The organism is Pseudomonas sp. MS19 (genome assembly GCF_013277615.1).
GTDB classification, from domain to species: domain Bacteria; phylum Pseudomonadota; class Gammaproteobacteria; order Pseudomonadales; family Pseudomonadaceae; genus Aquipseudomonas; species Aquipseudomonas marincola.
Genome location: NZ_VBTO01000020.1, coordinates 1 through 21,998, shown reverse-complemented (window position 1 = coordinate 21,998; position 21,998 = coordinate 1). Strand labels below are relative to the sequence as shown.

Here is a 21,998-nt window from a genome sequence, read left to right as displayed (position 1 = left end):
CTCGTTCCCTCTCAATCGCAAAGAAGTAGCAAGACTCAAGCTCCTGAGGCCGGATCATGGGCTTTGAGTAGATCGGCGTAGGGGATATCACGGTCGTAATGGTTCACGTCTGAGCAGGACCGCGCACGGCGGCGCGGTCCTGTTTTTTCAACGAGGCAGCGGCTGCCAGCCTTCAGCTGTGCGACGTTCCCAGATGTCGCTGCGATAACTGTCTATTCGCAGCAGATGCAGCCAGCCATTGACCACCAGATCGCGGACGACGGCATGCTCGGCGATGACCTTGTCGATCATGCGCTGCGGCGCGTCGATCACCACCGTCAAGCGCAATGGGCGATGGACCCAGTGCTTGCCGTCATGCAATGACTGGAGTGACAGGCCGGTGCGCAAATCGCCGCCATTGCCCTCGAATACCCCGATTCGTCCGCCGACTACGTTGTGCAATACCTTGTTGCCGCAACCAAAGCGCAGGTTGTCGGTGGTGGAGGTGAAGTACTGCAGATTGATCCAGTTAGCCACCACCATCGGCGCGGTCATGATCAATTCCAGTACCTTGCCGCTGGGGTCCTGCTGCCAGTCGTAATCGTGCAGGAAGGCGCGGCCCTGCAAGTTCTGCCCAAGGGTTCGTGAGCGCGGCGCTGCGATGAACGCGGCATTGCCGGCCAAACCCCATTCTGGGCGGGTCTGCGCCCAATCCGTGCCACGCCGGCGCACGCTGCTGAGCAGCTTTGCCGGTTTTTCGCTGAGGCTCTCAAGCCCTAACAGACCAGCCCGTTCGCGCCGCGCACGGGCGCCTGCATCATCCAAAGCCCGGCGCAGTGTCTGCCAGTTAGGCTGTAAACGCTGGGCCAGCGTTTCGCTGTCAAATACCCGAATCTCATCGGTGGTGGTGTTGTGCACCCCTGCCAGAAAGCGGCAGTCGTCGGGCAGTTCAATGCCTTCGTCGGGCAAACCCTTGCGCACCTGCGGATCATTCAACAAGTCCGCGAGCAATCGGGCGTTAACCTCGCCGCTCTGGCCGCAGCAGGCACCGCAATCCAAGCCAGCGGCCTGTGGGTTGTTGGTGCTTTGGCTGGCGTGCCCCAACAGCACGATCAGTGGCGCAAAGTTTTGCGTGAGGCTCATCGCGCGCAAAATGCGCGCCGCCACGTTCGTGCGCTGCTCCAGTGGAATGACCGGCAGAGACGGCTTTAACTGTTGCCACTCGCGTGGCCGCAATGCGTGGCTGTCCGGTGCGGCTGAGCGTGACAGGAAACCACCTGCGCGCCCCAGAAGAGCGCCGGCGTAACCCAGGCCCAATGTTTCTACCAGGGAGAATGTCGAGGCGGGCAGGCGCTCAAACAGTTGCCAGCGTCCGCCACGTTGCAGGCGCGAATTGCGCTGCCGGGCCAGACCCGCGTCACGGTCGGTGTTGCCGCTGCTGTCTGTCACGGTGAATTGCGCCGCCAGCAATCCCGGCAGTTGTGGACGTGTCGCTTGCGTGCCCAGCGGGGTATAGGCGACAGGCAGGCCGAAGAAGCCGGCGAAACCACCGGTCTGTACTTGCGGGCAAGCTTGTTCAAGGGCCCGGCGAAATACCTCTGAGCGCACATCTATGCAGAAATACACCTTGGCGATTGGCGCAACCACGCTCGAGGGTTTGACGGGGTTCTGCAACATGCCGTGAAGCTGCTCTTGCCAGGCCAGTTCTTCTGCCCGCTGCCACACTTGCAGCGCTTGCCACTGTGCTGTGAGGGGCTGCTTGCGTGCGGCTTGCCATGCAGTGCGCCATTGGCTCCAGCCGCTGTCAGCGTCGCGCTGGCGGTCGTCAACCAGCCATTCCCAAGCGGCGCGAATAGCCAGCAGGTCTAGCAAAATAGGATCGTCACCCCCTCCGAGGCGGGCTTGCCAGCGCTTGTACGCACACCACGATGCCCAGCCGAGGTTGCGCAGCAACAGGCAGTCAAACCACTCGCTCAGCTCATGTTCAGCTATGCCCAAATGCTCTACCGCCGATTCAAGGGCAGCCTGTGGCTCCTCTGGCAACTCGGCAATTCGCGCGCCCAGCGAGCGGCAAGCACTGAGCACGCTCAAGCCACGGTCCTGCAGCATCGATTCACGCCAGGCGTGGTACAGGCTGGCCTTCTTCGGCGGATGCCAGTCGGCCTGATTCTCGTCGAACCAGGCGGCGCAACTTTGACCGATTTGCTGGGTGATCAAGGCGGGCCAGCCCGGCACTGCGATCTCGGCTTTGGCCATGTCTTCCAGCAGTGGCAAGGTTTGAGCGGACTCAGCCGGCTGATCGAGAAACTGCAACAGCTGCTCAGGCGACCAGGTATGCGCCGTTTCAGCCAGCGCCCGCGTCAGGTGCTGTTGATTGATCTGGCCATTCTGCCAGGCAGCGCGGTAGTCGGCCGCACTCAGGGTCAGGCGTGAACCCGCGCGGCGCCAGAGTTGTTCAGCGACTTGCGCCCAAGGCTGGTCGCGCAGCTCCCACAGTGGGTTGACGGCAATCATCTGGTCCAGCGGCCAAGTCGGCGCAATGCGTTCGCAGGCCTGCCGGGCAATTTCATGCAGCGCCGCCTTGTTAGAGCAGGGAGTCGGTTCGAACGCGGTCATTGGCTTTCTCCAGTTGCAGGTTTAGCAGGCTGTGGGTTTGTAATCGGCCACAGGCGGAAGGTCAGGCGGGTAAAGTGCTCATCCAGATAAAAGCCGGCAAACGCCCAGGGATAGAGTCGCCGAGCCAGCACGCTGTCTGGTTGGCTCATAATCAAGGCTTGCAGGACGTAAAGGCCCAGAAACAGCAGCAGTGCAAACACGCCGAGGAATTGTTGCAGCGCGCTCGTTACCGGGCTCGCGCCCAAAATGTGCGCGGCGGCCGAGTGCCACAGCAGGTAGCAGCCGAGCAAGAGCGTCAGCGTCGTCAGGCTGTAAAGCGCACCGCTGAGGCGCATGCACCAGGGAGCAAGACCAATGGTGAGAATGCCCAGCGCGATCAGCGGCAACTGATGCGCAGGGAGCAGCGTGCTCCAAAGGCCGTGCAGCAGCGCCAACCAAACCCCAGCTACAACCAGCGCCACAAGCGCGATCTTTGGTTTTGCGGGTGAGCTGCGCGGCTGCAGCGACTGCTGCCGCGCACGGCTAACTGTGTCTCCGGCTTCGAGGAACGCATAAGCCTTGTACAGCGAGTGTGCCAGCAGGTGGACCAGCGCCAATTCATACAGCCCCAGACCGCACTCTAGGAGCATCAAGCCCATCTGTGCGCAGGTCGACCAAGCCAGGCGTACCTTGATGCTGATGCGGGTCATCATCACCAGGCCAGCGAGCACCGCGGTCAGACCGCCGACAACCACGAGCAAAGTGTGTGCGACGGGCGCGGCGGACAGCAACGGCGCGAATCGCAGCAGGACAAAACCGCCAAGGTTAACCACTCCGGCATGGAGCAGGGCCGACACCGGCGTTGGCGCTTCCATCACCTGAATCAACCAGCCGTGAACCGGCAGTTGTGCGGACTTGAGTATTACCGCCAGCACCAGTAACACACTCGCCAGCTGCAAATCCCATCCCAGCGCGCCGCTTGTTTGCAGGCGTGCGGCGACTTCATCGAGGATCACTGCAATTGCACTGTCGCCGCTGGCGTTCACCAGCAGCACGGTTGCAGCGATCAGGCAGAGATCAGCCAGGCGGCTGGCGAGAAACTTCTTGTGGGCCACAACCTGAGCCATGGGGCGGTCGCGGTAGAAGGTCAGGAGTTGATGCAGGCACAGGCTGGAAATGATCCAGGCCGCGATTAACACGTATACATCGTGGCTGGTGACGACCACGGCTACCGCCGTCAATGTGCCGAGCAGCGCCAGAATATAGCGTTTCTGCCCTTGCTCGCCGTCCAGATAGCGCCGCGAATATTCAACGATGACCAATGCCAAAAGGCTGATCAGCGTGGCCATGGCCAGTCCCAGACGGTCGCTTTCTCGCTCGACCAACAGCGCCTCAAAAAGAGCCGCGAGCACCACGAGAAATCCCGCGTAACCGGCCAGTCGTGCGGGCCACCAGAGGCGGTTAATCGCCAGGCGCGCCGGGCTCAAGGCCACAGGCAACATGGCCAGCAGGTAAATCCAGGGGAGCAGGGCGCTCAATTGGGGGAGCAAGTGTTGCATCGGGGAACCTCCGCGGGTGATCGGCAGGTTCAGTTTCCAGCAGTTGCATTTTTAATTAAAATAGATTGAATAGAACATAATCATCTCTAATAAAGAACGAATTATGCGCCGCCTGAATTTCCATCATCTGCATTACTTTTGGGCCGTCGCCAAGGAAGGCAACCTGACCCGCGCCGCGCAGTCACTGCATGTCGCGCAGTCGGCATTGTCGACGCAAATTCGTGCCCTTGAGGAGCAACTTGGCTATGCGTTATTCATTCGCTCGGGCCGAAACCTGTTGCTTACCGAGGCTGGTCAGCTGGCGCTGGATTACGCAGAAAGCATTTTTGCTCTTGGCAACGAATTGCAGATGACCTTGCAGGGCGCTCAGCAGGCCAACCAGAAGCTACGCATCGGTGCGGTTGCGACCCTTTCGCGTAACTTTCAGGAGAACTTGCTACGGCCGTTTTTGGGCCGCAGTGATGTGCTCATAACGCTGGAGTCGGGCAGTCTTGGCGAGTTGTTGGAGCGACTGGCGCTGCATAAGCTGGACATCGTATTGAGCAACACCGCGGTCAGTTCAGATGCCCAGCGTTCCTGGCGTTGTCAGGTGCTGGACCGGCAAACGGTTTGCCTGGTCGGCCCACCTCGCAGCGGCGCGCAGCCTTTCGATCTGAAACGCGATTTGCAGCAAGTGCGGCTCATCGTGCCGGGACGCAGCAGTGATATTCGCAGCCAGTTCGAGTTGTTTTGCGACAGCCGTGGTTTGCGCCCGCAGATCTGCGCCGAGGTCGACGACATGGCCATGCTCCGCCTTCTGGCGCGGGACTCCGGTGACGTGGCGCTGTTGCCGGCCGTTGTGGTGCAGGACGAATTACGCGCAGGGGCGCTCGAGCTTTACACTGAAATTCCGCAGATCGCTGAGCAGTTTTTCGCTGTGACCCTGCAGCGGCATTTCAATTTGGGCGTGCTCGACGAGCTGTTGTCTGCCCATTCACACCCGGCAACCGGGCCAGCCCACTGATCTGACGCCAAACCAATGCTCGCGCTAGTGTTAAACGTAATCGCGCGGGCGCTGGTTTGCGCAACATCGGGCATCCAAGACGTGTGTGCCATCGCGGCCTGACCCAACTCTGGAAATCTGCGACAATTGACGGCTAGACACGACAGCCGCGATAGCCCGATGACCGACGTCACACCGACTTATGACTCATTACTGAAAAACCTTGATCAGGCGATGATTGCCGACAGGCATCGTTTGCGCCGGCAATTGCACGAGTTGCGCAAGCAGCCCGATGAGCAGAAGCAGGCCCAGTGGCTCGAGCGTTTTCAGAAGTCGTGTGCCAAGGTTGAGGCACGCAAGCTCAGCGTGCCGCCGATGCGTTACGACGACGCGCTGCCGATTGCGGCCAAGCGCGACGAGATCAAACAGGCAATCAGTAAACATCAGGTGGTGGTGATTGCCGGCGAAACCGGCTCGGGCAAGACCACTCAGCTGCCGAAGATCTGTCTGGAACTGGGGCGCGGCACGCATGGTTTGATTGGCCATACCCAGCCGCGCCGCTTGGCCGCCAGAAGTGTGGCAACCCGAGTGGCAGAAGAGATCGGTACGCCGCTGGGCGAGCTGGTCGGTTATCAGGTGCGTTTTGAAGACCAGAGCAACGAGCGCAGCCTGATCAAGCTGATGACCGACGGTATCTTGCTGGCCGAAACCCAGCATGACCGCTATCTCGAAAAGTACGACACGATCATTGTCGACGAGGCGCATGAGCGCAGCCTGAACATCGACTTCCTGCTCGGTTACCTGAAAACCTTGTTGTCGCGTCGGCCCGATCTGAAGCTGATCATCACCTCTGCGACCATCGACCTGCAGCGTTTCTCCAAGCACTTCAACGACGCGCCGATTGTTGAAGTGTCTGGGCGTACTTATCCGGTTGAAACCTGGTACCGCCCGCTGGCCGCCGAGCAGGACGAAGAGGGCAATCAGGTCGAGGAAGACTTGTCTGTCGATCAGGCGCTGCTCGCCAGCATTGATGAGATTGCTGCGTTCGAGCGCAGTGAAGGCAAATTGCCCGGCGATGTGCTGGTGTTTCTGCCCGGTGAACGCGAGATCCGCGAAGCGGCCGACTGGCTGCGCAAGGCCAATCTGAAACACACCGAAGTGTTGCCGCTCTATGCGCGCCTGACGCCGGCCGAGCAGCAGAAAATTTTCCAGCCGATGCCTGCGCGCAAAATCGTTCTGGCCACCAACGTTGCCGAAACCTCGCTCACCGTGCCCGGTATTCGTTATGTGATCGACAGCGGCACGGCGCGGATCAGCCGTTACAGCTACCGCGCCAAGGTCCAGCGGTTGCCGGTTGAGGCAATCTCGCAAGCCAGCGCCAATCAGCGTAAAGGCCGCTGCGGGCGGGTGGAGCCGGGGATTTGTATCCGCCTCTACAGCGAAGAAGATTTCAACTCGCGTCCTGAGTTTACTGATCCCGAGATTCTGCGTACCAATCTGGCGGCGGTAATCCTGCAGATGCTGCATCTGCGACTGGGTGAGATTAACCAGTTCCCGTTTATTGAGCCGCCAGATGGCAAGGCCATCAGTGACGGTTTCAACCTGCTTCAGGAACTCTCGGCGGTTAGCCGTGAAGGCCAGCTGACAGCGCTCGGTCGCCAGTTGGCGCGTCTGCCGATTGACCCGCGGCTGGGTCGGATGGTGCTTGAGGGCGCGCGGTTGGGTAGCCTCGATGAAGTGCTGATCATTGCCAGTAATCTATCGGTGCAAGACCCTCGTGAGCGTCCATCGGACCGCCAGCAAGCAGCGGATCAGGCCCATGCGCAATGGAAGGACGTGGACTCGGACTTCGCCGCGCTGGTCAATCTGTGGCGTGGCTTTGAGGAGCAGCGTCAGGCGTTGGGCTCAAGTGCTTTGCGCAGTTGGTGCCGGAAGAACTTCCTCAACTATTTGCGCTTGCGTGAATGGCGCGATGCTCATCGCCAGTTGGTGTTGATCAGCCGCGACCTGCAATTGAATGCCAAACCGGCGGCGAACAAACCCGCTGCCGCCAAGGCCAAGGCTGCTGAGGGCGAGGAGCTTTCGGCGGCCGAAAAATCGGTGGGCTATCAAACGCTGCACAAGGCGATTCTGGCAGGCTTGCTCAGCCAGATCGGGCAGAAGACCGAAGATGGCGATTATCTGGGCGCACGGCAACGGCGCTTCTGGATTCATCCCTCGTCTGGCATTGGTCGCAAACGTCCGCAGTGGTTGATGGCCTCAGAGTTGGTCGAAACCACCAAGCTGTTTGCGCGCATGGTCGCCAAGATCGAGCCGGACTGGATCGAGCCGCTGGCAGGTCATCTGATCAAGAAAAATCACTTTGAACCGCACTGGGAAAAGAAGCGCGGGCAGGTGGTGGCTTACGAGCAAATCACCCTGTACGGCATGATCGTGGTCGGGCGCAGGCCTGTGCACTTTGGCCCGATTGAGCCGGTGGTATCGCGTGAACTGTTTATCCGCGAAGGCCTGGTCGGTGGCGAAATCAACTCGCGGGCGCGTTGTTTGTCCGCCAATCGCCAACTGCTGGAAAAGCTCGACGAACTGGAAGCCAAGGCGCGGCGCCGGGATATTCTGGCGGACGAAGAGGCGATGTTCGCGTTCTACGATGCGCGCATTCCGGCGGATATTTATCAGACCGCCAGCTTTGAGTCCTGGTACAAGCGCGAAAGCGCGAAGAACCCGCAGCTGTTGATCATGCGCGAGGAAGATGTGCTCGCGCGTGATGCCAAGGAGGTCACGGCCAGCCTGTATCCGGATACCCTGCAATTGGGCGATTTGCAGTTACCCATGAGTTACCACTTCGAGCCTAACCACCCGCGTGACGGTGTCACGGTACGGGTGCCTGCGCCGTTGCTGCCGCAGTTGCAGCCCGAGCGGCTCGAATGGCTGGTGCCGGGCCTGCTTGAGGCCAAATGCATGGCGCTGGTGCGGGGTTTGCCAAAGGCGCTGCGCAAGAATTTTGTGCCGGTTCCGGACTTTGTGGCGGCCGCTCTCAGCAAGATCACCTTTGGCGAGGGCAGCCTGCCGCAATCGTTGGGCCGCGAGTTACAACGCATGACCGGCGCGCGCGTGCCGGATGAGGCGTGGGCCGAGTCTGCTGGCGCTGTTGAAAGCCACCTGCGAATGAATATCGAGGTGGTGGACACCCGTGGCAAGTTGCTTGGCGAAGGTCGTGATCTGGCCGAGCTGACGGCGCGCTTCAGTGAAGCCAGCCAGGCTGCACTGGCGATTCCGCAAAGCAAAACAGCCGACAAGCCAATCGAGGCCAAGGGCTTTGCCAAAGTCGCCGAAAAGACCCAGCATCAAGTGGCCGGGTTGACCATGACGGTGTATCCGGCGCTGGTCGAAGAGGCTGGCAGCGTCAAGGAAGGGCGTTTCTCGACAGCCGCCGAAGCTGAGTTTCAGCATCGGCGTGCACTGCAACGCTTGCTCCTGCAGCAACTGGCAGAACCGGCCAAGTTCCTGCGCGGCAAATTGCCTGGCCTGACCGAGCTGGGGCTGTTGTACCGCGAGCTGGGTCGGGTTGATGCGTTGGTTGAAGATATTTTGTTAGCCAGTCTCGACAGCTGCATGCTTGAAGGGCAGCAGCCGTTACCGCGTGACGGTGCGGCGCTGGCTGCATTGGCCAGCAAGCGTGGCGACTGGGTCGAGCATGCCGAGCGTTTGGCCAGGCTGGTGCTGGAAATTCTCAAGCTTTACCACAGCCTGCAAAAGCGCTTTAAGGGCAAGATTGATCTGGCCCAGGCCATTGCCCTGAACGATATCAAGCAGCAGCTGGCCAACCTGGTTTATCCCGGTTTTGTTCGCGAAACCCCGGCGACGTGGCTTAAAGAGCTGCCGCGCTACTTGCGGGCGATAGAGCAGCGCCTGGATAAACTCGGCTCGCAAGTGCAGCGCGACCGGGTCTGGAGTGGCGAGCTGGCGCAATGTTGGCAGCAATACAGTGCCCGGCTGGCCAAGCATCTGCAGGAGGGTAAGCGCGACGAGCAATTGCTGCTCTATCGCTGGATGCTGGAGGAATACCGTGTCTCGCTGTTTGCCCAACAACTGGGAACCAAGATTCCGGTGTCTGAGAAGCGCCTGAGCAAGCAATGGAACAATGTCGAGGCCTGAGCAATCAGGCAGACATGTCTGACCCATTAATAGGCTTGGGCCGTTGTGTCCAAACCGGTATGTTTGAATCTCCATCCATCGATTAAGGAGCGCCTAAATGAGCTTGCATGGCAGTTACGATTCAGAAAACATTTTTGCCAAAATCATTCGTGGCGATGCACCGTGCTACAAGATTTACGAAGATGATGATGTGTTGGCGTTCCTGGATCTGTTCCCGCAGTCATACGGCCATACCCTGGTGATTCCGAAGCACGTCGAAGCGCGTAATCTGCTGGATATCGAGCCGGAAAAACTCAGCCAGTTGATTAGCGTGGTTCAGCGTCTCGCGCAGGTACTCACCGACGAGCTTGAGCCCGCGGGGGTTCAGATCGCCCAGTTCAACGGGGCGCCAGCCGGACAAACGGTTTTCCATCTGCACTTTCACGTGATTCCAAGATTTGCCGGCGAAGACCTGGCTATTCATGCCAGCAAGATGGCCGACAAGGCTGAGCTGGAAGCGCTGCAGGCGCGATTGCAGCAGCGTATCGCCGCCCTCTGAGGCTATCCTTCGATGCAGGCAGCAACATTGCTGCTTGTATCGTCAGCTCGTCTGAACAGTTGCCTGAAGTTTGTCTATTGTTCTAGCAGCAACACGCTGGTTGTTGCCGGGGCTGTAACAGGGCGCGATCAATCCAGCCGCTTCGGATACTTTTACTCCGGCGCACACGCTCAGCCGCAAGGCTAACAAGGGATATGTATGCTCAAGTTCAGAGGATGGTCGCTGCGCACTTATGCTGTGTGCGCAATGGTCGTGCTGGTTAGCGCAGTGGGTGCGACCATTGCCGTGCGTTCGTATGAGCGCACGGTTCAGACTGTCTACGATAAATCCCTCGAACAAACCTATAACGCCGCGGAAGACACCGCTGTCGAGTTCCATTACCTGCTCTCGACGGTACGCGAAGGTTTGAGCCTGCTGGTGCTCACCGATTTTTTACGGGCCCCCGACGAGACCGCTCGTATGCGCGCGCTGCCCATGCTGCAGGCAGCGTTGCGGGCAGCTCCTGCGGCGATTTCTTTCTACTACGCAGACAACCAGGGTAATTACTTGTCGCTGGCGGAATTGGTCCATGCCGATCCGCCGGCGCGAGAAACGGCCCCGCCCGGGACGGTGTATGTTTCGCAGAATTTTGTGCGCAGGGCCGATGTACCGAATCTGCAAACCGTGTATTTGCGTGCCGATCTCAGCGAAATAATGCGTGTGCCCGCGCGTGGCGTCGAGAATTATGACCCGCGTGAGCGCCCCTGGTTTAAGCAGGCGATAAGCGTCGACCAGATGATTCGCACGCGGCCTTACCGGTTTTATCTGAAGGATACGGCGGGTATCACGATCGCCAAGGCGTCCGATGATGACCAGTTGGTGGTGGGCGCCGATCTGAACTACAGGCTGCTGGATGAAAGCCTGATCCGCAGCCAGCTGACGCCCAATGCAAGGATGGTGCTGGTCAACCGCCAAGGCCAGATATTGGCCAGTAACGACCCCGATCTGTATGACCGCAGGCCCACTCACGCGCCGCGTTTGAGTACTCTGAAAAAACCTGTAATGAGCACCTTTGCGCGTTTGCTCGACCAGTTGGAAGCGGCGCAGGAACAAGATGTCGCCCTCGAAGAGCGTGTTCTAAATGATAAAGAATGGCGGGTTGAGTTGGTTCGCCTGCCTAATACCGGCACCTCAAACATTTACCTTGGCGCTGCAGTGCCCAAGGATGATCTGCTCTCTGAGGTGCGCTCGGTTCGTGATCGGATGTTTCTGGAAACCCTGGCGATCTTGCTGCTGAGCATTCCGTTGGCCATTTGGCTGTCACGTGCTGTTACCGAGCCGATCATCAGGTTGACCCGCCGGGCTGAACGCCTGCGCTTCTTCGATTTTGCCCGTGCGGATGACGTTAAAAGCGAAATCTACGAGATGCAGCAGCTTAATGCTGCGCTCTCAGCCAGCCGCGATACATTGGCCGGGTTCATTGACATCATTACCCGCTTGAACGGCGATGCCGATTTCGAGCATTTAATGGCAACCCTTTTGCGCGCAACGACTGAGGCCTCGCATGCGCGCGGTGGGTTGCTCTATGTGCGCACGGCGGTTGATGGTGTTGAATCATTGCGCCTGGCCGATGGGCTCTGGGAAACCTGCCCGCTGAAGTTTTATAAGCTGGACAGCGCTGTGCTGATGTTTTCGGTGACGGATGCCATTGCTCGCAAGCAATCGATCCACTCCCAGGATAATGCCGAGCACTGCCGCCAACTTGGCTTGCCGGCCAGCGCTTCACTGACGGTGCCGCTGTTCAACCGCAAGGGGCAGGCCGTTGGGGCGCTGGTGCTGTTCCTTGAGCAGGCCTTGGATAATGCACACATCAGCTTCATCGAAGCGTTAGCCGGGTTCGCTGCCGTGGCCCTTGAAACGCGGGGTTTGATCGGGCAGCAGAAAGCGTTGTTCGAGTCATTGATCCAGTTGGTCGCCAGCGCAATCGATGCCAAGAGCCCTTATACCGGCGGCCATTGCGAGCGTGTGCCGGAGGCCGCCAAGTTGTTGGCCGAGGCGGCCTGTGCCGAGACGCAGGGACCCTATGCGCAATTTGATATGAGCGATGATGACTGGCATGCGCTGCACATCGGCGCGTGGCTGCACGACTGCGGCAAGGTGACGACGCCCGAATATGTGGTCGATAAGGCCACCAAGCTTGAGACAATCTACGACCGGATTCATGAAATACGCCTGCGTTTCGAGGTGCTCAAGCGTGATGCGCAGATCGATTATCTGGAGGCGTTGAACGCTGGCGCTGACCGTGCCGAGGCCATCGCCGCGCGAGATGCGCAGTGGCAGCAACTGGATGAAGAGTTTGCGTTTATAGCTCGCTGCAACACCGGTAGCGAGTTTTTAGGTGAGGAACAATTGCAGCGGTTGCAGGCCATCGCCAAGCGCCGCTGGCTGCGCACGCTGGATGATCGTCTGGGTATTTCCGGCGAGGAGCGCGTACGTAAAGAGGCGCAACCCGTGGTCGAGTTGCCGGTGTGGGAGGATTTGCTGGCGGACCGTCCGGAACACAAAATTGCCCGGCCGGCGGCTGATTGTCTCGACCCCGACAACCGCTTCGGTTTCAACATGCAGGTGCCCGAGTATTTGTATGATCGGGGCGAGCTGAAAAACCTGTCGATACGCCGTGGCACGTTGACCGAGGAAGAGCGCTACAAGATTAACGAGCACATCATCCAAACCATCAAGATGCTCAATGCCTTGCCGTTTCCGCATGGGCTTGAGCAGGTTCCGGAGATTGCGGGCGGCCATCACGAACGCATCGATGGCAAGGGCTATCCCTGCGGTTTAACCGGCGAGCAACTCAGCCCGCAGGCCAAGATGATGGCGATTGCCGATGTCTTCGAAGCGTTGACCGCGCGTGACCGGCCTTACAAACCGAGCAAAACCCTGTCGCAAGCGCTACGTATCATGTCGGGGATGTGCGCAGATGGGCATCTGGACGCCAATTTGCTGAGTATATTCATTCGCTCTGGCGCATGTATGCGTTACGCGGACCGATTCCTGGCCCCGGAGCAAATCGATTGTCGCGACTTGATGGCCTTTTTACCTGAAAACCGCACCGACCAAGCCTGAGCAGCAACTGGCGTTTGTTGCAATTGAACTCGGGGGCAGGCGGCGGGTCGGAGCAGACTCGTTAACTGACTCACCGGCGATGTTTTCAGCAAGCGCTGAGCAACGCGAGGGCATTCATCTGTTTTTATAGGGTCAAAGGGCCGCAGGTGTATGGCTTCTTCGGCGAGTTTTCTTTATTGTCGCGGCCCGTGCAAAAGACCTGAGTAATCATTATGTTAGAAAACAATTTAAGTCAGTTGGAACAGCTTGTCGGTGCTCTTTTGCAAGAGAATAAAACGCTTCAGGGCAGCAATGCGACGCTGACCAAAGAGTTGCAGACCCTCAAGGAAGAAAACGAGACGTTGCAGCTAGCTGCCCTTGAGCAAGAAGAATTACACGGAGCCACAGCCGCGCGGATTCAGGCGCTGGTCGAGTTGGCCCGCGCCGGTCAATCAGCAGAGGCTGCGCCTAATCAATGAATCGCATGCGCGAAGAGAACGTCTCGGTAATCAATATTCTGGGGCGTGAATACAGCATCAAAACAGCAGAAGGTAAAGCTGAGGCGCTTAGCGAATCGGCGCTGATGCTGAAAAAGCTATTGGCCGAAACCAAGCAGGCTTCACCCACTCTGGTGGGCGAGAAACTGTTGGTGCTCGCCGCGTTGAAACTGTGTGCCCAGCAAATCGAGCTGCAAGCGCAACATCAGGCGCAGATCGAGGCGTTGGAAGCGCAGATCAACGAGCGTGTGGCCGGGCTGAACAGCCTGATTCGCGAAGCTTGATCTATTTGCCGCGTTGGCAGTTTGCCAATAGCGGTTAATTGCCGATGATTATTGGCCTGCCAGCCAGAGCGAACCGCAACGGTTGTGACTCAAATGGTAAAACCGCGCTGCTTAGCCACTGCTTACACCAGCGGCTAAGTCGCGGTCTGGAGCGCTCAGGCCTTGGCCTGAGCGACATCCTTTTCAACTTTCCATGCCCAGAAAAATATCAGCAAACCGGCCAGTGCCGTGGCGGCGCCTATGTAACCGGTTGAGGTCCAACCGTAACCGGCGCTGATCGCCAGGCCGCCGAGCCATGGGCCAAGGGCATTGGCGATATTGAATGCCGCATGGTTGGAGGCGGCTGCCAGCGTTTGTGCGCCATGCGCGACGTCCATCAGGTGAGTTTGCAGCGCTGGAGACAGCGACACCATAGTGCCGACAGCAAACACGGCCGGGAACACAGTCCACACCGAATGCGCGGCAAACGGGAACAGCATCAGCACCAATGCACTCCACAGCAACAGCCAGGCCACGGCTTTGAATTGCAACTTATCGAACAGCCAGCCGCCGGCAATGTTACCCACAATGCCGCCCAGACCAAACGCGGCTAGCGCGAAGGGAATCCAGTTGGCGCTGAGATGGGTGACTTCGAGCAGCGTTGGCGCCATGTAGCTGAACACGCAGAACATGCCGGCAAATCCGACAGAGCCAATGGCCAACGCGAGCCAGACTTGCGGGCGATTAAACGCGCGCATTTCCGACAGCGGATTGCTGCGCGCTTGTTGTTTGTCCAGCGGCATGAATATCGCGACCATGATGACGGTCATGAGGGCGATCAAGCCGACCAACGCAAACGCATACCGCCAGCTGAGCACTTGGCCCAACCAGGTCGCGATGGGGTTGCCAACCAATATGGCAATGGTCAGGCCCATGAGTACACGGCTGACGGCCTTGGCGCGTTTATGCGGTGGCGCCATTGAGGCCGCGACCAGCATGGCAACGCCAAAGTAGGCGCCGTGCGGCAGGCCGGCAAAGAAGCGCACAATCATCAGCGAGTGATAGTCGGGCGCGAAGGCGCTGGCAAAGTTGCCGACCGCAAAGATGCCCATCAACAGCAGTAACAGATGTTTGCGCAACAAGCGCGAGCCGACAATTGCCAGAATCGGCGCGCCAACCACTACACCCAGCGCATAGGCGCTGATGACGTTGCCGACCTGCGGTTCTGTAATCGATAAGTCCTGCGCGACATTGGGCATTAAGCCCATGATCGAAAACTCACCGGTGCCGATCGCGAAGCCACCGAGCGCAAGCGCTAACTCAATTAATATGATGGCGCGTGTGCTGAGGCGCGACGGGGATTCGGGTGAGACTTGGGACATAAACAGGTTTCCGCAGACGGCTTTTTCGGGCGCGGCATTATCGGCCGCTTTATCCCTGAAAGTAAGTGCAGAACCGCTCTACGACCATGCTTTACGTTGTTATGCGTTATTAGTGATCTTGACTTGACTAACGGTTGGAGCAACCGAAGTGGCCGCTCTTTGCCATTAACGAGTCAGCGGCAGTGCAGCGCCCATTGCCGCAAACAGACCGCCGCAGCAACGATTGAAGGCTTTGCCACGGCGCTGCAACCAGGGGCGGATGCGGTGAGCGGCATGTGCCAGCACATACTCGATGCAGCCTTCTACCACTGCGAACGTCAGCGCCATAACGGCAAATTGCAGCAGCAGGTCTTCGTTGGGTTGAATGAATTGCGGCAGGAACGCGCCGAAGAACAGAATCACTTTCGGGTTGGATACCGCCGAAAACAGACCTTGACGAAAAAGCGCATTCGAGCTTTTCAACGCCTGGCCCTGAGGAGCCTGCAGATTGATTGCCGGCGCCCGCCACAGCCCGATACCGAGCCAGATCAGGTAAGCGCCTCCAATCCATTTAAGAATGATCAGCGCATTGGCCGACGCGTTCAGCAGGGCGCCGATGCCAAACATAGAGAGGGCCATCAGCGCGACAAAACCGATCACGCCGCCGCTGATGGTCCACAGGGTTCGACGATGGCCATAGAGTGCGCCATGAGTCAGCGCCAACAGGCCGTTCGGGCCGGGAGTGAGTGATAATCCGGTAACGGCCGCCAGATAAATCAGCCAAACATGCAATGCCATCGTCGTGACTCCGTCTTAAACGTTTGCTGCCTCAAAGCTGTCGGCGCGGGCCAATTGCCACATGCGCTGGTAGAACTCGCCGCAATTTTGCTCGCCGAGCAGTTCGTTTGGCTTGAGGAACAGGTGCTGTTGCGATAGTAGCTTGATTTCGTTCGCCGACATACGTTGCACCAAGTGGCGTGCTTCGAGTTGCGCCGGATGATCAAGGCCTGCCGCCGCCAGCATCTCGGCAAAGGCGTGCAGGGTATTGCGGTGGAAGCTGTGCACGCGTTCGGCTTTGTCTTCGACAACCAGTGCGCGCTGGCGCAGTGGATCCTGCGTAGCGACACCTGTCGGGCATTTGTTGGTGTGGCACGACTGGCTCTGGATACAGCCGATGGCGAACATGAAACCGCGCGCCGAGTTGGCCCAGTCGGCGCCGTACGCCAGTACGCGGGCGATGTCGAAGGCGCTGATGATTTTACCGCTGGCGCCTATCTTGATCTTGTCGCGCAGGCCGATGCCGACCAGTGTGTTGTGGACGAACAGCAGGCCTTCACGCAGCGGCAAGCCAATATGGTTAGTGAACTCCACGGGCGCCGCGCCGGTGCCGCCTTCCTTGCCATCGACGACAATGAAGTCGGGCATGATTCCGGTTTCGAGCATGGCTTTGGCGATGCCCATGAATTCCCATGGATGCCCCAGGCAAAGCTTGAAGCCGACCGGTTTGCCACCCGAGAGATCGCGCAGTTTGGCGATGAACTCCAGCAGCTCGACAGGCGTCGAAAACGCGCTGTGACGAGAAGGGGAAATGCAGTCCTCATCCATTGGAATACCCCTGGTTTCGGATATCTCAACGGTGATCTTGTGCTTCGGCAGAATACCGCCATGGCCCGGCTTGGCGCCCTGGCTGAGCTTGATCTCGATCATCCGAACCTGTGGCGAGGTGGCTTGAGCGGCAAACCGCTCCGGGTCGAATTGACCGTCGCTGCTGCGGCAACCAAAGTAGCCACTGCCGAGCTCCCAGATCAGGTCGCCGTCGTGAGCACGGTGATAGGCACTGATACTGCCCTCACCGGTGTCGTGGGCGAAATTACCGAGCTTTGCACCCTTGTTCAGTGCGCGAATGGCGTTGGCGCTGAGCGAGCCGAAACTCATGGCAGAGATATTCAGCAGCGAGGCCGAGTAGGGCTGAGTGCACTGCGGGCCGCCAATGTCGATGCGAAAATTGCTCGGGTCCACGAGCGGAGCAGGGCGCATTGAGTGGCTGATAAATTCAAAGCCGGTCTCATATACATCCAACAGCGTGCCAAAGGGCTTATCGGCCCCCTGATTTTTGGCGCGTGCATAGACCAGCGAGCGCTGCGACCGCGAGAAAGGTAATTGGTCGTTGTCCGCTTCCAGCAGGTATTGGCGAATCTCGGGGCGAATGGTTTCGACCAAGTACCGAATATTGCCCAGAATGGGATAGTTGCGGCGCACCGCCTGACGCGTTTGCAGCAAATCAACAATGCCCACTGCGCTCAGTGCAGCGCCGATCAGCGTCAGTGGCCACATCCAGTGGTGATCCAAAAATGCCAGGCTGATAAGGGTGAATAAAACGCAGGATGCAAAGAATGCGTAACGGCTGAGTAGTGAAAAATTCATGCTGGTTTCCTGATAGCGGCTCATGGCCCTGAATGTAACCCGAAATAAGCGCTCAAGTTATCCCGTAGGGAAAATCAGGCCTTTTGGAGTGCCAGCATTCAGGGCTTGTTGCAGCAGTTGACCAACTGATAGTTCGGTATAAGTCCGCATTGGTCTGTTCGATGGCCCGTCGGGTTAATTTGACCTTGCACCCTGCATGGATAAAACTAGACAGCTTTTAAGTGCTGGCGTTATGCCCGCAATGTATGGGCCTGATAAATCTCAGGGCTCCGCGCTGATAGTTGTTGGCTAAAGTGGTCATATAAGTACCCTGCTTCAGAGGTGAGCGTGCCCTGAACACAAAGGTTCAGCTCTTTGCCGCATCGTTGCAGAGAAGTTGACACGGCTTGGTCCTGCTCAGGTTGAGCGGGGCGGGGGGGGCTGAAATGCGCGTAATTGTCATATTTGCTCTACAGGCTACGAGGCTTCAAGGCTCTGGCTGTGGCACACTCTGTTGTATAGCGCTGGAACCAACAATTTGGCCAGCATGAAAAATACAGTACCTGCGGTCTGCCAACTGCGGGTGTATGCATAATTGGCCGCCTGAGCGGCAGTGAACTAGAGGAATGACCGTGCATAACGTCGTCATTAGCGGTACCGGCCTTTATACCCCGGCTAATAGCATCTCCAACGACGAGCTGGTTGAATCATTCAATACGTATGTAAACCAATACAACGCGGACAATAGCGATGCCATTGCCCGCGGTGAATTGCAGCCACTCACTGAATCCAGCAGTGCATTCATCGAGAAAGCATCGGGCATCAAGAGCCGCTTCGTCATGGACAAAGACGGCATCCTTGATCCGCAGCGCATGGTGCCGCGGATTGTCGAGCGCACAAATGATGAGTGGGGCGTTCTTTGCGAGATGGCCATTGGCGCCGCTCAGGAAGCTATGGCGCGTGCGGGTAAAACCGCTGCCGACATCGACGGCGTGATTGTCGCCTGCTCGAACCTGCAGCGTGCCTATCCGGCTGTTGCCATCGAAGTTCAGGCGGCGCTGGGCATTCAGGGCTTCGGCTATGACATGAACGTCGCCTGCTCGTCGGCAACGTTCGGCATTCAGGCTGCGACAAACAGCGTTCAGTTGGGGCAGGCTCGCGCGATCCTGATGGTTAACCCGGAGATCTGCACCGGACACCTGAACTTCCGCGACCGCGACAGCCACTTCATCTTTGGTGACGCAGCGACTGCCGTGATTATCGAGCGCAAGGATCAGGCAACTTCCGCCTACCAGTTCGATATTGTTGGCACCAAATTGCTGACTCAGTTCTCCAACAACATCCGCAACAACTTTGGCTTCCTCAACCGCGCAGCAGAAGAGGGCCAGGGCGCCCGCGACAAACTGTTCGTGCAGGAAGGCCGCAAGGTATTCAAAGATGTCTGCCCGATGGTGGCTGAATTGATTGCTGCCCACCTTGAAGAGAACGAGTTGAGCGTCAATGACGTTAAGCGATTCTGGCTGCACCAGGCCAACCTCAACATGAACCTGCTGATTGCGCGCAAGTTGCTGGGCCGTGATGCCGAGCCAGGTGAGGCGCCAGTTATTCTCGACACCTATGCCAACACCAGCTCTGCAGGCTCGGTGATTGCTCTGCATAAATATCAGGATGATCTGCCGGTCGGGTCGCTGGGTGTGCTGAGCTCGTTTGGCGCAGGCTACTCGATTGGTAGTGTGATTTTGCGCAAAATTTGATGAATTATCCGGACGATAGCGCTTTACTCGCACGGCTTCTGTCGGGCGAGCAAAAAGCATACAGGGAGTTAGTTGCCACCTATCAGGGGGCAATGCGCGCGGTTGCGTTTGCTATTGTGGGCAGCCGTAATGCGGATGAAGTCGTCCAGGATGCATGGCTGGCTGTGGTCAATAATCTCGAGGGTTTTCAGGGGCGCTCGAGCCTCAAGACCTGGTTGCTGACCATCACCGCCAATACAGCTAAAACTCGGTTGAAGCATAATCGCCGGGAGGTTCTGATTGACGACCTGCCCGGCCCGCATGGCACTATCGGCGATGAGCATTTTGCTGATGATGGCCACTGGTTACTGGCCCCGCATGCGTGGCATCAGGATACTCCCGAGCAGCTGCTCATGGAGGGCGAACTCCGCGAGTGCCTGGAAAAAACATTGGTAAGTCTGTCGGCCTCTCAGGGCAGTGTGTTATTGCTGCGTGAGCGACAAGGCTTGGAGTTGGAAGAAATTTGTAATCTTCTTGATATATCGCTCTCAAATGTTCGGGTACTACTACACCGGGCGCGCCTTAAAGTGTTCGCGACCCTGGAGCATTTTGAGGAAACAGGTAAATGCTGACTTGCAAGCAACTGGTTGAGCGTTCGGGCGACTTGCTCGACAACAGAATGAGTCTGCGAACGCGAATTTCCATGCGCACGCATTTGCTCATGTGCATCAACTGTCGCCGCTTCATCAAACACATGCGCCTTTCTCAGGCTGTTGTGCGCAGGCTCCCTGTTGAGGAGTCTGCCGCACTTGATTCGCTGGCTGCTCGCTTGTCTGAAATCCGACAAGGGAAGCAGCGCGGTAATCATCAGAGTTAATCTGCGCCATTGCTCGATAGCCGCTACTGCTCGCGGGTTGCGGTCGCGGGTGCTTATAGCTGCTTATAAGTATTCGAAGTAAAAAAAGTTCCGTTGTCACAAAATCTTTATATATCAGCAACCGAGCTGACATATCCCACCGCCAAGATTCCCCCACACAAACGAGCTCAAACACTCGTGTGTTTTACGACTAAAAGTCCATAGGGGAATTTTTCGATGATCTGTAAGCACTTCGCCGGTGTCGCTGCCACCGCTCTGGCAATGGCTGTTTCCACGCAAGTATTCGCCGGCACTGTGACTTCTGACGGGGCTGACATTGTTGTCAAAACCAAAGGCGGTCTTGAAGTAGCCACTACCGACAAAGAATTCAGCTTCAAGCTGGGCGGCCGTTTGCAAGCCGACTACAGCCGCTTCGATGGTTTCTACACCAAAAACGGTGAAACCGCAGACGCAGCCTACTTCCGTCGCGCATTCCTGGAAATCAGCGGTGTTGCTTACACCGACTGGAAGTACGCTATCAGCTACGACTTCGCGCACAACGCCGGCAACTCGGATGACGGCTACTTCGATGAAGCGTCGATTGCCTACACCGGTTTCAAACCATTTAACTTGAAATTTGGCCGTTTCGATCCGGACTTTGGTCTGGAAAAAGCCACCAGCTCCAAGTCGATCACCGCCATCGAGCGTAACGCAGCCTATGAAGTGGCTGACTGGGTGAACGGCCACGAAAACGGCCTTGGCGCTCAAGCCAGTGGCGTTGCCGGTGACATGTTCTGGCTGTCGGGCGGTATCAGCGCCAAAGACGCCAACGATACCGATGGCGACAGCGTCAAGCAGTTCAACTTGCGCGGTGTATTCGCGCCGATGGCAGAGGCAGGTAATGTCCTGCATGTGGGTGTCAACTACGCCAACCGTGACCTTGAAGACACAGCTGTCGATGGCCGTATTCGTCCACGTCTGACCGTGCGCGGTGTTTCCACCAACGGCGGTAACGATGCCGGTACCAATGGCAACCGTGCGGTATTCGGCGGCTTCCAGGGCGTTGCCGGTGACTTTGAGAGTGATTCGGTCTGGGGCGCTGAACTGGCCTGGGCAATGGGTCCTTTCTCGGCTCAGGGTGAATACCTGACCCGCACCCTGAAAGCCGATAGCGCGGCGATCAAAGACATCGACACCGACGGTTACTACGGTCAGGTGGCTTACACCCTTACTGGTGAGTCTCGCGGCTACAAGCTCGATGGCGCCAAGTTCGACATCGTTAAGCCTGAAGACAAGCAACTCGGCGCCTGGGAAGTGTTCTACCGCTACGACCACATCAATGTCGATGATGGCAACGTAGTAACCTCGACTGCTACCCGTCAGGTCGGCGATACCGAAGCCAGCATCCACACTGTGGGCCTTAACTGGTACGCCACTGAAGCGGTCAAAGTTGCTGCCAACTACGCAATGCTCAACACCGACAACATCCAAAACGCCGCTGGCGACGATGATGGCGATGCGTTCGTAATGCGCATGCAATACGTGTTCTAAGCCACGTTAGTACGAGTGATCGACGCATGAGCCCTTGCGGCTCATGTTGACCTGCGTAACGACTGTCTGCGCAGGTCTCGACGCAGAGCAACAATTGGTGCTCTTTTAAGCCTCGCTCTCAAGCGTAATGCTGTTCACTTAAGCATTTGTATCTAGGTCGGGGTTTAAAGAAAATCCGATACCAGTTTTCTGGTATCGGATTTTTTATGCCCATTCAGCAGCAATTGCTCGACCTCGGCGATCTTTTCAACTTCTCCGACCTAAGCACCTTCACTCAAAACATCCCAGTGGAATGGGTAGCCAGCGCACTCAATCTTTCGGCGCAAGCGACGATACGTCGGCGACGCCTACCCAGCGACCAAGTGCTTTGGCTTGTACTAGGTATGGCTCTGTTTCGTGATGAGCCTGTGCATGAGGTCGCTAGACGCCTAAATATTTGCGC

At 57.9% G+C, this 21,998-nt stretch carries 16 protein-coding genes; 11 read left to right on the top strand and 5 right to left on the bottom strand.

The window, feature by feature from the left end; translation table 11 throughout:
* Nucleotides 1–147: 147 nt before the first annotated feature.
* Together FEZ62_RS19480 and FEZ62_RS19475 are read right to left on the bottom strand one after the other, a co-directional pair.
* Nucleotides 148–2,595: a DUF2309 domain-containing protein gene (locus tag FEZ62_RS19480; RefSeq protein ID WP_172929507.1), complete on the bottom strand. Its 2,448-nt coding sequence runs from the start codon at nucleotides 2,593–2,595 to the stop codon at nucleotides 148–150.
* Nucleotides 2,592–4,133 carry an NADH-quinone oxidoreductase subunit L gene (locus FEZ62_RS19475; RefSeq protein ID WP_172929506.1) on the bottom strand — a complete coding sequence of 514 codons (1,542 nt, stop codon included), beginning with the start codon at nucleotides 4,131–4,133 and terminating at the stop codon, nucleotides 2,592–2,594. The genes FEZ62_RS19480 and FEZ62_RS19475 overlap by 4 nt, the downstream gene beginning before the upstream one ends.
* Nucleotides 4,134–4,236: 103 nt before the next feature.
* On the opposite strand from FEZ62_RS19475, the gene FEZ62_RS19470 reads away from it, so the two are divergent.
* The 6 genes from FEZ62_RS19470 (at nucleotide 4,237) to zapA (ending at nucleotide 13,673) form a co-directional block, all read left to right on the top strand.
* The gene (locus FEZ62_RS19470) at nucleotides 4,237–5,136 is read left to right on the top strand and encodes a LysR family transcriptional regulator (protein WP_172929505.1); all 900 of its coding nucleotides are present in this window, start codon (nucleotides 4,237–4,239) and stop codon (nucleotides 5,134–5,136) included.
* A 159-nt stretch (nucleotides 5,137–5,295) separates the two neighbouring features.
* Nucleotides 5,296–9,270, top strand: coding sequence for an ATP-dependent RNA helicase HrpA (gene hrpA / locus FEZ62_RS19465; protein ID WP_172929504.1), 3,975 nt, complete (start codon nucleotides 5,296–5,298; stop codon nucleotides 9,268–9,270).
* 97 nt (nucleotides 9,271–9,367) lie between these two features.
* Nucleotides 9,368–9,808, top strand: coding sequence for an HIT family protein (locus tag FEZ62_RS19460; protein WP_172929503.1), 441 nt, complete (start codon nucleotides 9,368–9,370; stop codon nucleotides 9,806–9,808).
* A 198-nt stretch (nucleotides 9,809–10,006) separates the two neighbouring features.
* Nucleotides 10,007–12,913, top strand: coding sequence for an HD domain-containing phosphohydrolase (locus FEZ62_RS19455; RefSeq protein ID WP_172929502.1), 2,907 nt, complete (start codon nucleotides 10,007–10,009; stop codon nucleotides 12,911–12,913).
* Nucleotides 12,914–13,125: 212 nt separating this feature from the next.
* Nucleotides 13,126–13,371 (top strand): hypothetical protein, encoded by a 246-nt coding sequence (locus tag FEZ62_RS19450; RefSeq protein ID WP_069901505.1) that lies wholly within the window; start codon nucleotides 13,126–13,128, stop codon nucleotides 13,369–13,371.
* The gene (zapA, locus tag FEZ62_RS19445; RefSeq protein WP_069901506.1) at nucleotides 13,368–13,673 is read left to right on the top strand and encodes a cell division protein ZapA; all 306 of its coding nucleotides are present in this window, start codon (nucleotides 13,368–13,370) and stop codon (nucleotides 13,671–13,673) included. The genes FEZ62_RS19450 and zapA overlap by 4 nt, the downstream gene beginning before the upstream one ends.
* A gap of 155 nt (nucleotides 13,674–13,828) precedes the next feature.
* Here zapA and FEZ62_RS19440 read toward each other — a convergent pair whose 3' ends face one another.
* From FEZ62_RS19440 to FEZ62_RS19430, 3 genes are all read right to left on the bottom strand, one after another.
* The gene (locus tag FEZ62_RS19440; RefSeq protein WP_150548664.1) at nucleotides 13,829–15,034 is read right to left on the bottom strand and encodes an MFS transporter; all 1,206 of its coding nucleotides are present in this window, start codon (nucleotides 15,032–15,034) and stop codon (nucleotides 13,829–13,831) included.
* Nucleotides 15,035–15,199: 165 nt separating this feature from the next.
* Nucleotides 15,200–15,811 (bottom strand): LysE family transporter, encoded by a 612-nt coding sequence (locus tag FEZ62_RS19435; RefSeq protein WP_069901508.1) that lies wholly within the window; start codon nucleotides 15,809–15,811, stop codon nucleotides 15,200–15,202.
* Between the two features lie 15 nt (nucleotides 15,812–15,826).
* Nucleotides 15,827–17,437: an FMN-binding glutamate synthase family protein gene (locus FEZ62_RS19430; protein ID WP_172929501.1), complete on the bottom strand. Its 1,611-nt coding sequence runs from the start codon at nucleotides 17,435–17,437 to the stop codon at nucleotides 15,827–15,829.
* A 611-nt stretch (nucleotides 17,438–18,048) separates the two neighbouring features.
* On the opposite strand from FEZ62_RS19430, the gene FEZ62_RS19425 reads away from it, so the two are divergent.
* The 5 genes from FEZ62_RS19425 to FEZ62_RS19405 all read left to right on the top strand — a co-directional run.
* Nucleotides 18,049–19,170 (top strand): beta-ketoacyl-ACP synthase III, encoded by a 1,122-nt coding sequence (locus tag FEZ62_RS19425; protein WP_345940457.1) that lies wholly within the window; start codon nucleotides 18,049–18,051, stop codon nucleotides 19,168–19,170.
* Nucleotides 19,170–19,781 carry an RNA polymerase sigma factor gene (locus FEZ62_RS19420; protein ID WP_172929499.1) on the top strand — a complete coding sequence of 204 codons (612 nt, stop codon included), beginning with the start codon at nucleotides 19,170–19,172 and terminating at the stop codon, nucleotides 19,779–19,781. The genes FEZ62_RS19425 and FEZ62_RS19420 overlap by 1 nt, the downstream gene beginning before the upstream one ends.
* Complete coding sequence (locus FEZ62_RS19415; protein WP_069901510.1) at nucleotides 19,775–20,026, top strand: anti-sigma factor; 252 nt, start codon at nucleotides 19,775–19,777, stop codon at nucleotides 20,024–20,026. The genes FEZ62_RS19420 and FEZ62_RS19415 overlap by 7 nt, the downstream gene beginning before the upstream one ends.
* A gap of 216 nt (nucleotides 20,027–20,242) precedes the next feature.
* Nucleotides 20,243–21,556: an OprO/OprP family phosphate-selective porin gene (locus FEZ62_RS19410; RefSeq protein ID WP_172929498.1), complete on the top strand. Its 1,314-nt coding sequence runs from the start codon at nucleotides 20,243–20,245 to the stop codon at nucleotides 21,554–21,556.
* Nucleotides 21,557–21,768: 212 nt separating this feature from the next.
* Nucleotides 21,769–21,998 (top strand): transposase domain-containing protein (locus tag FEZ62_RS19405; protein ID WP_172929540.1); only part of this gene is annotated, 230 nt, incomplete at its 3' end.

Excerpts from the sequence above, each read along its gene's own strand:
- FEZ62_RS19480 (WP_172929507.1), bottom strand. The coding sequence starts at position 2,595 with ATGACCGCGTTCGAACCGACTCCCTGCTCTAACAAGGCGGCGCTGCAT.
- FEZ62_RS19475 (WP_172929506.1), bottom strand. The coding sequence starts at position 4,133 with ATGCAACACTTGCTCCCCCAATTGAGCGCCCTGCTCCCCTGGATTTAC.
- FEZ62_RS19470 (WP_172929505.1), top strand. The coding sequence starts at position 4,237 with ATGCGCCGCCTGAATTTCCATCATCTGCATTACTTTTGGGCCGTCGCC.
- hrpA (WP_172929504.1), top strand. The coding sequence starts at position 5,296 with ATGACCGACGTCACACCGACTTATGACTCATTACTGAAAAACCTTGAT.
- FEZ62_RS19460 (WP_172929503.1), top strand. The coding sequence starts at position 9,368 with ATGAGCTTGCATGGCAGTTACGATTCAGAAAACATTTTTGCCAAAATC.
- FEZ62_RS19455 (WP_172929502.1), top strand. The coding sequence starts at position 10,007 with ATGCTCAAGTTCAGAGGATGGTCGCTGCGCACTTATGCTGTGTGCGCA.
- FEZ62_RS19450 (WP_069901505.1), top strand. The coding sequence starts at position 13,126 with ATGTTAGAAAACAATTTAAGTCAGTTGGAACAGCTTGTCGGTGCTCTT.
- zapA (WP_069901506.1), top strand. The coding sequence starts at position 13,368 with ATGAATCGCATGCGCGAAGAGAACGTCTCGGTAATCAATATTCTGGGG.
- FEZ62_RS19440 (WP_150548664.1), bottom strand. The coding sequence starts at position 15,034 with ATGTCCCAAGTCTCACCCGAATCCCCGTCGCGCCTCAGCACACGCGCC.
- FEZ62_RS19435 (WP_069901508.1), bottom strand. The coding sequence starts at position 15,811 with ATGGCATTGCATGTTTGGCTGATTTATCTGGCGGCCGTTACCGGATTA.
- FEZ62_RS19430 (WP_172929501.1), bottom strand. The coding sequence starts at position 17,437 with ATGAATTTTTCACTACTCAGCCGTTACGCATTCTTTGCATCCTGCGTT.
- FEZ62_RS19420 (WP_172929499.1), top strand. The coding sequence starts at position 19,170 with ATGAATTATCCGGACGATAGCGCTTTACTCGCACGGCTTCTGTCGGGC.
- FEZ62_RS19415 (WP_069901510.1), top strand. The coding sequence starts at position 19,775 with ATGCTGACTTGCAAGCAACTGGTTGAGCGTTCGGGCGACTTGCTCGAC.
- FEZ62_RS19410 (WP_172929498.1), top strand. The coding sequence starts at position 20,243 with ATGATCTGTAAGCACTTCGCCGGTGTCGCTGCCACCGCTCTGGCAATG.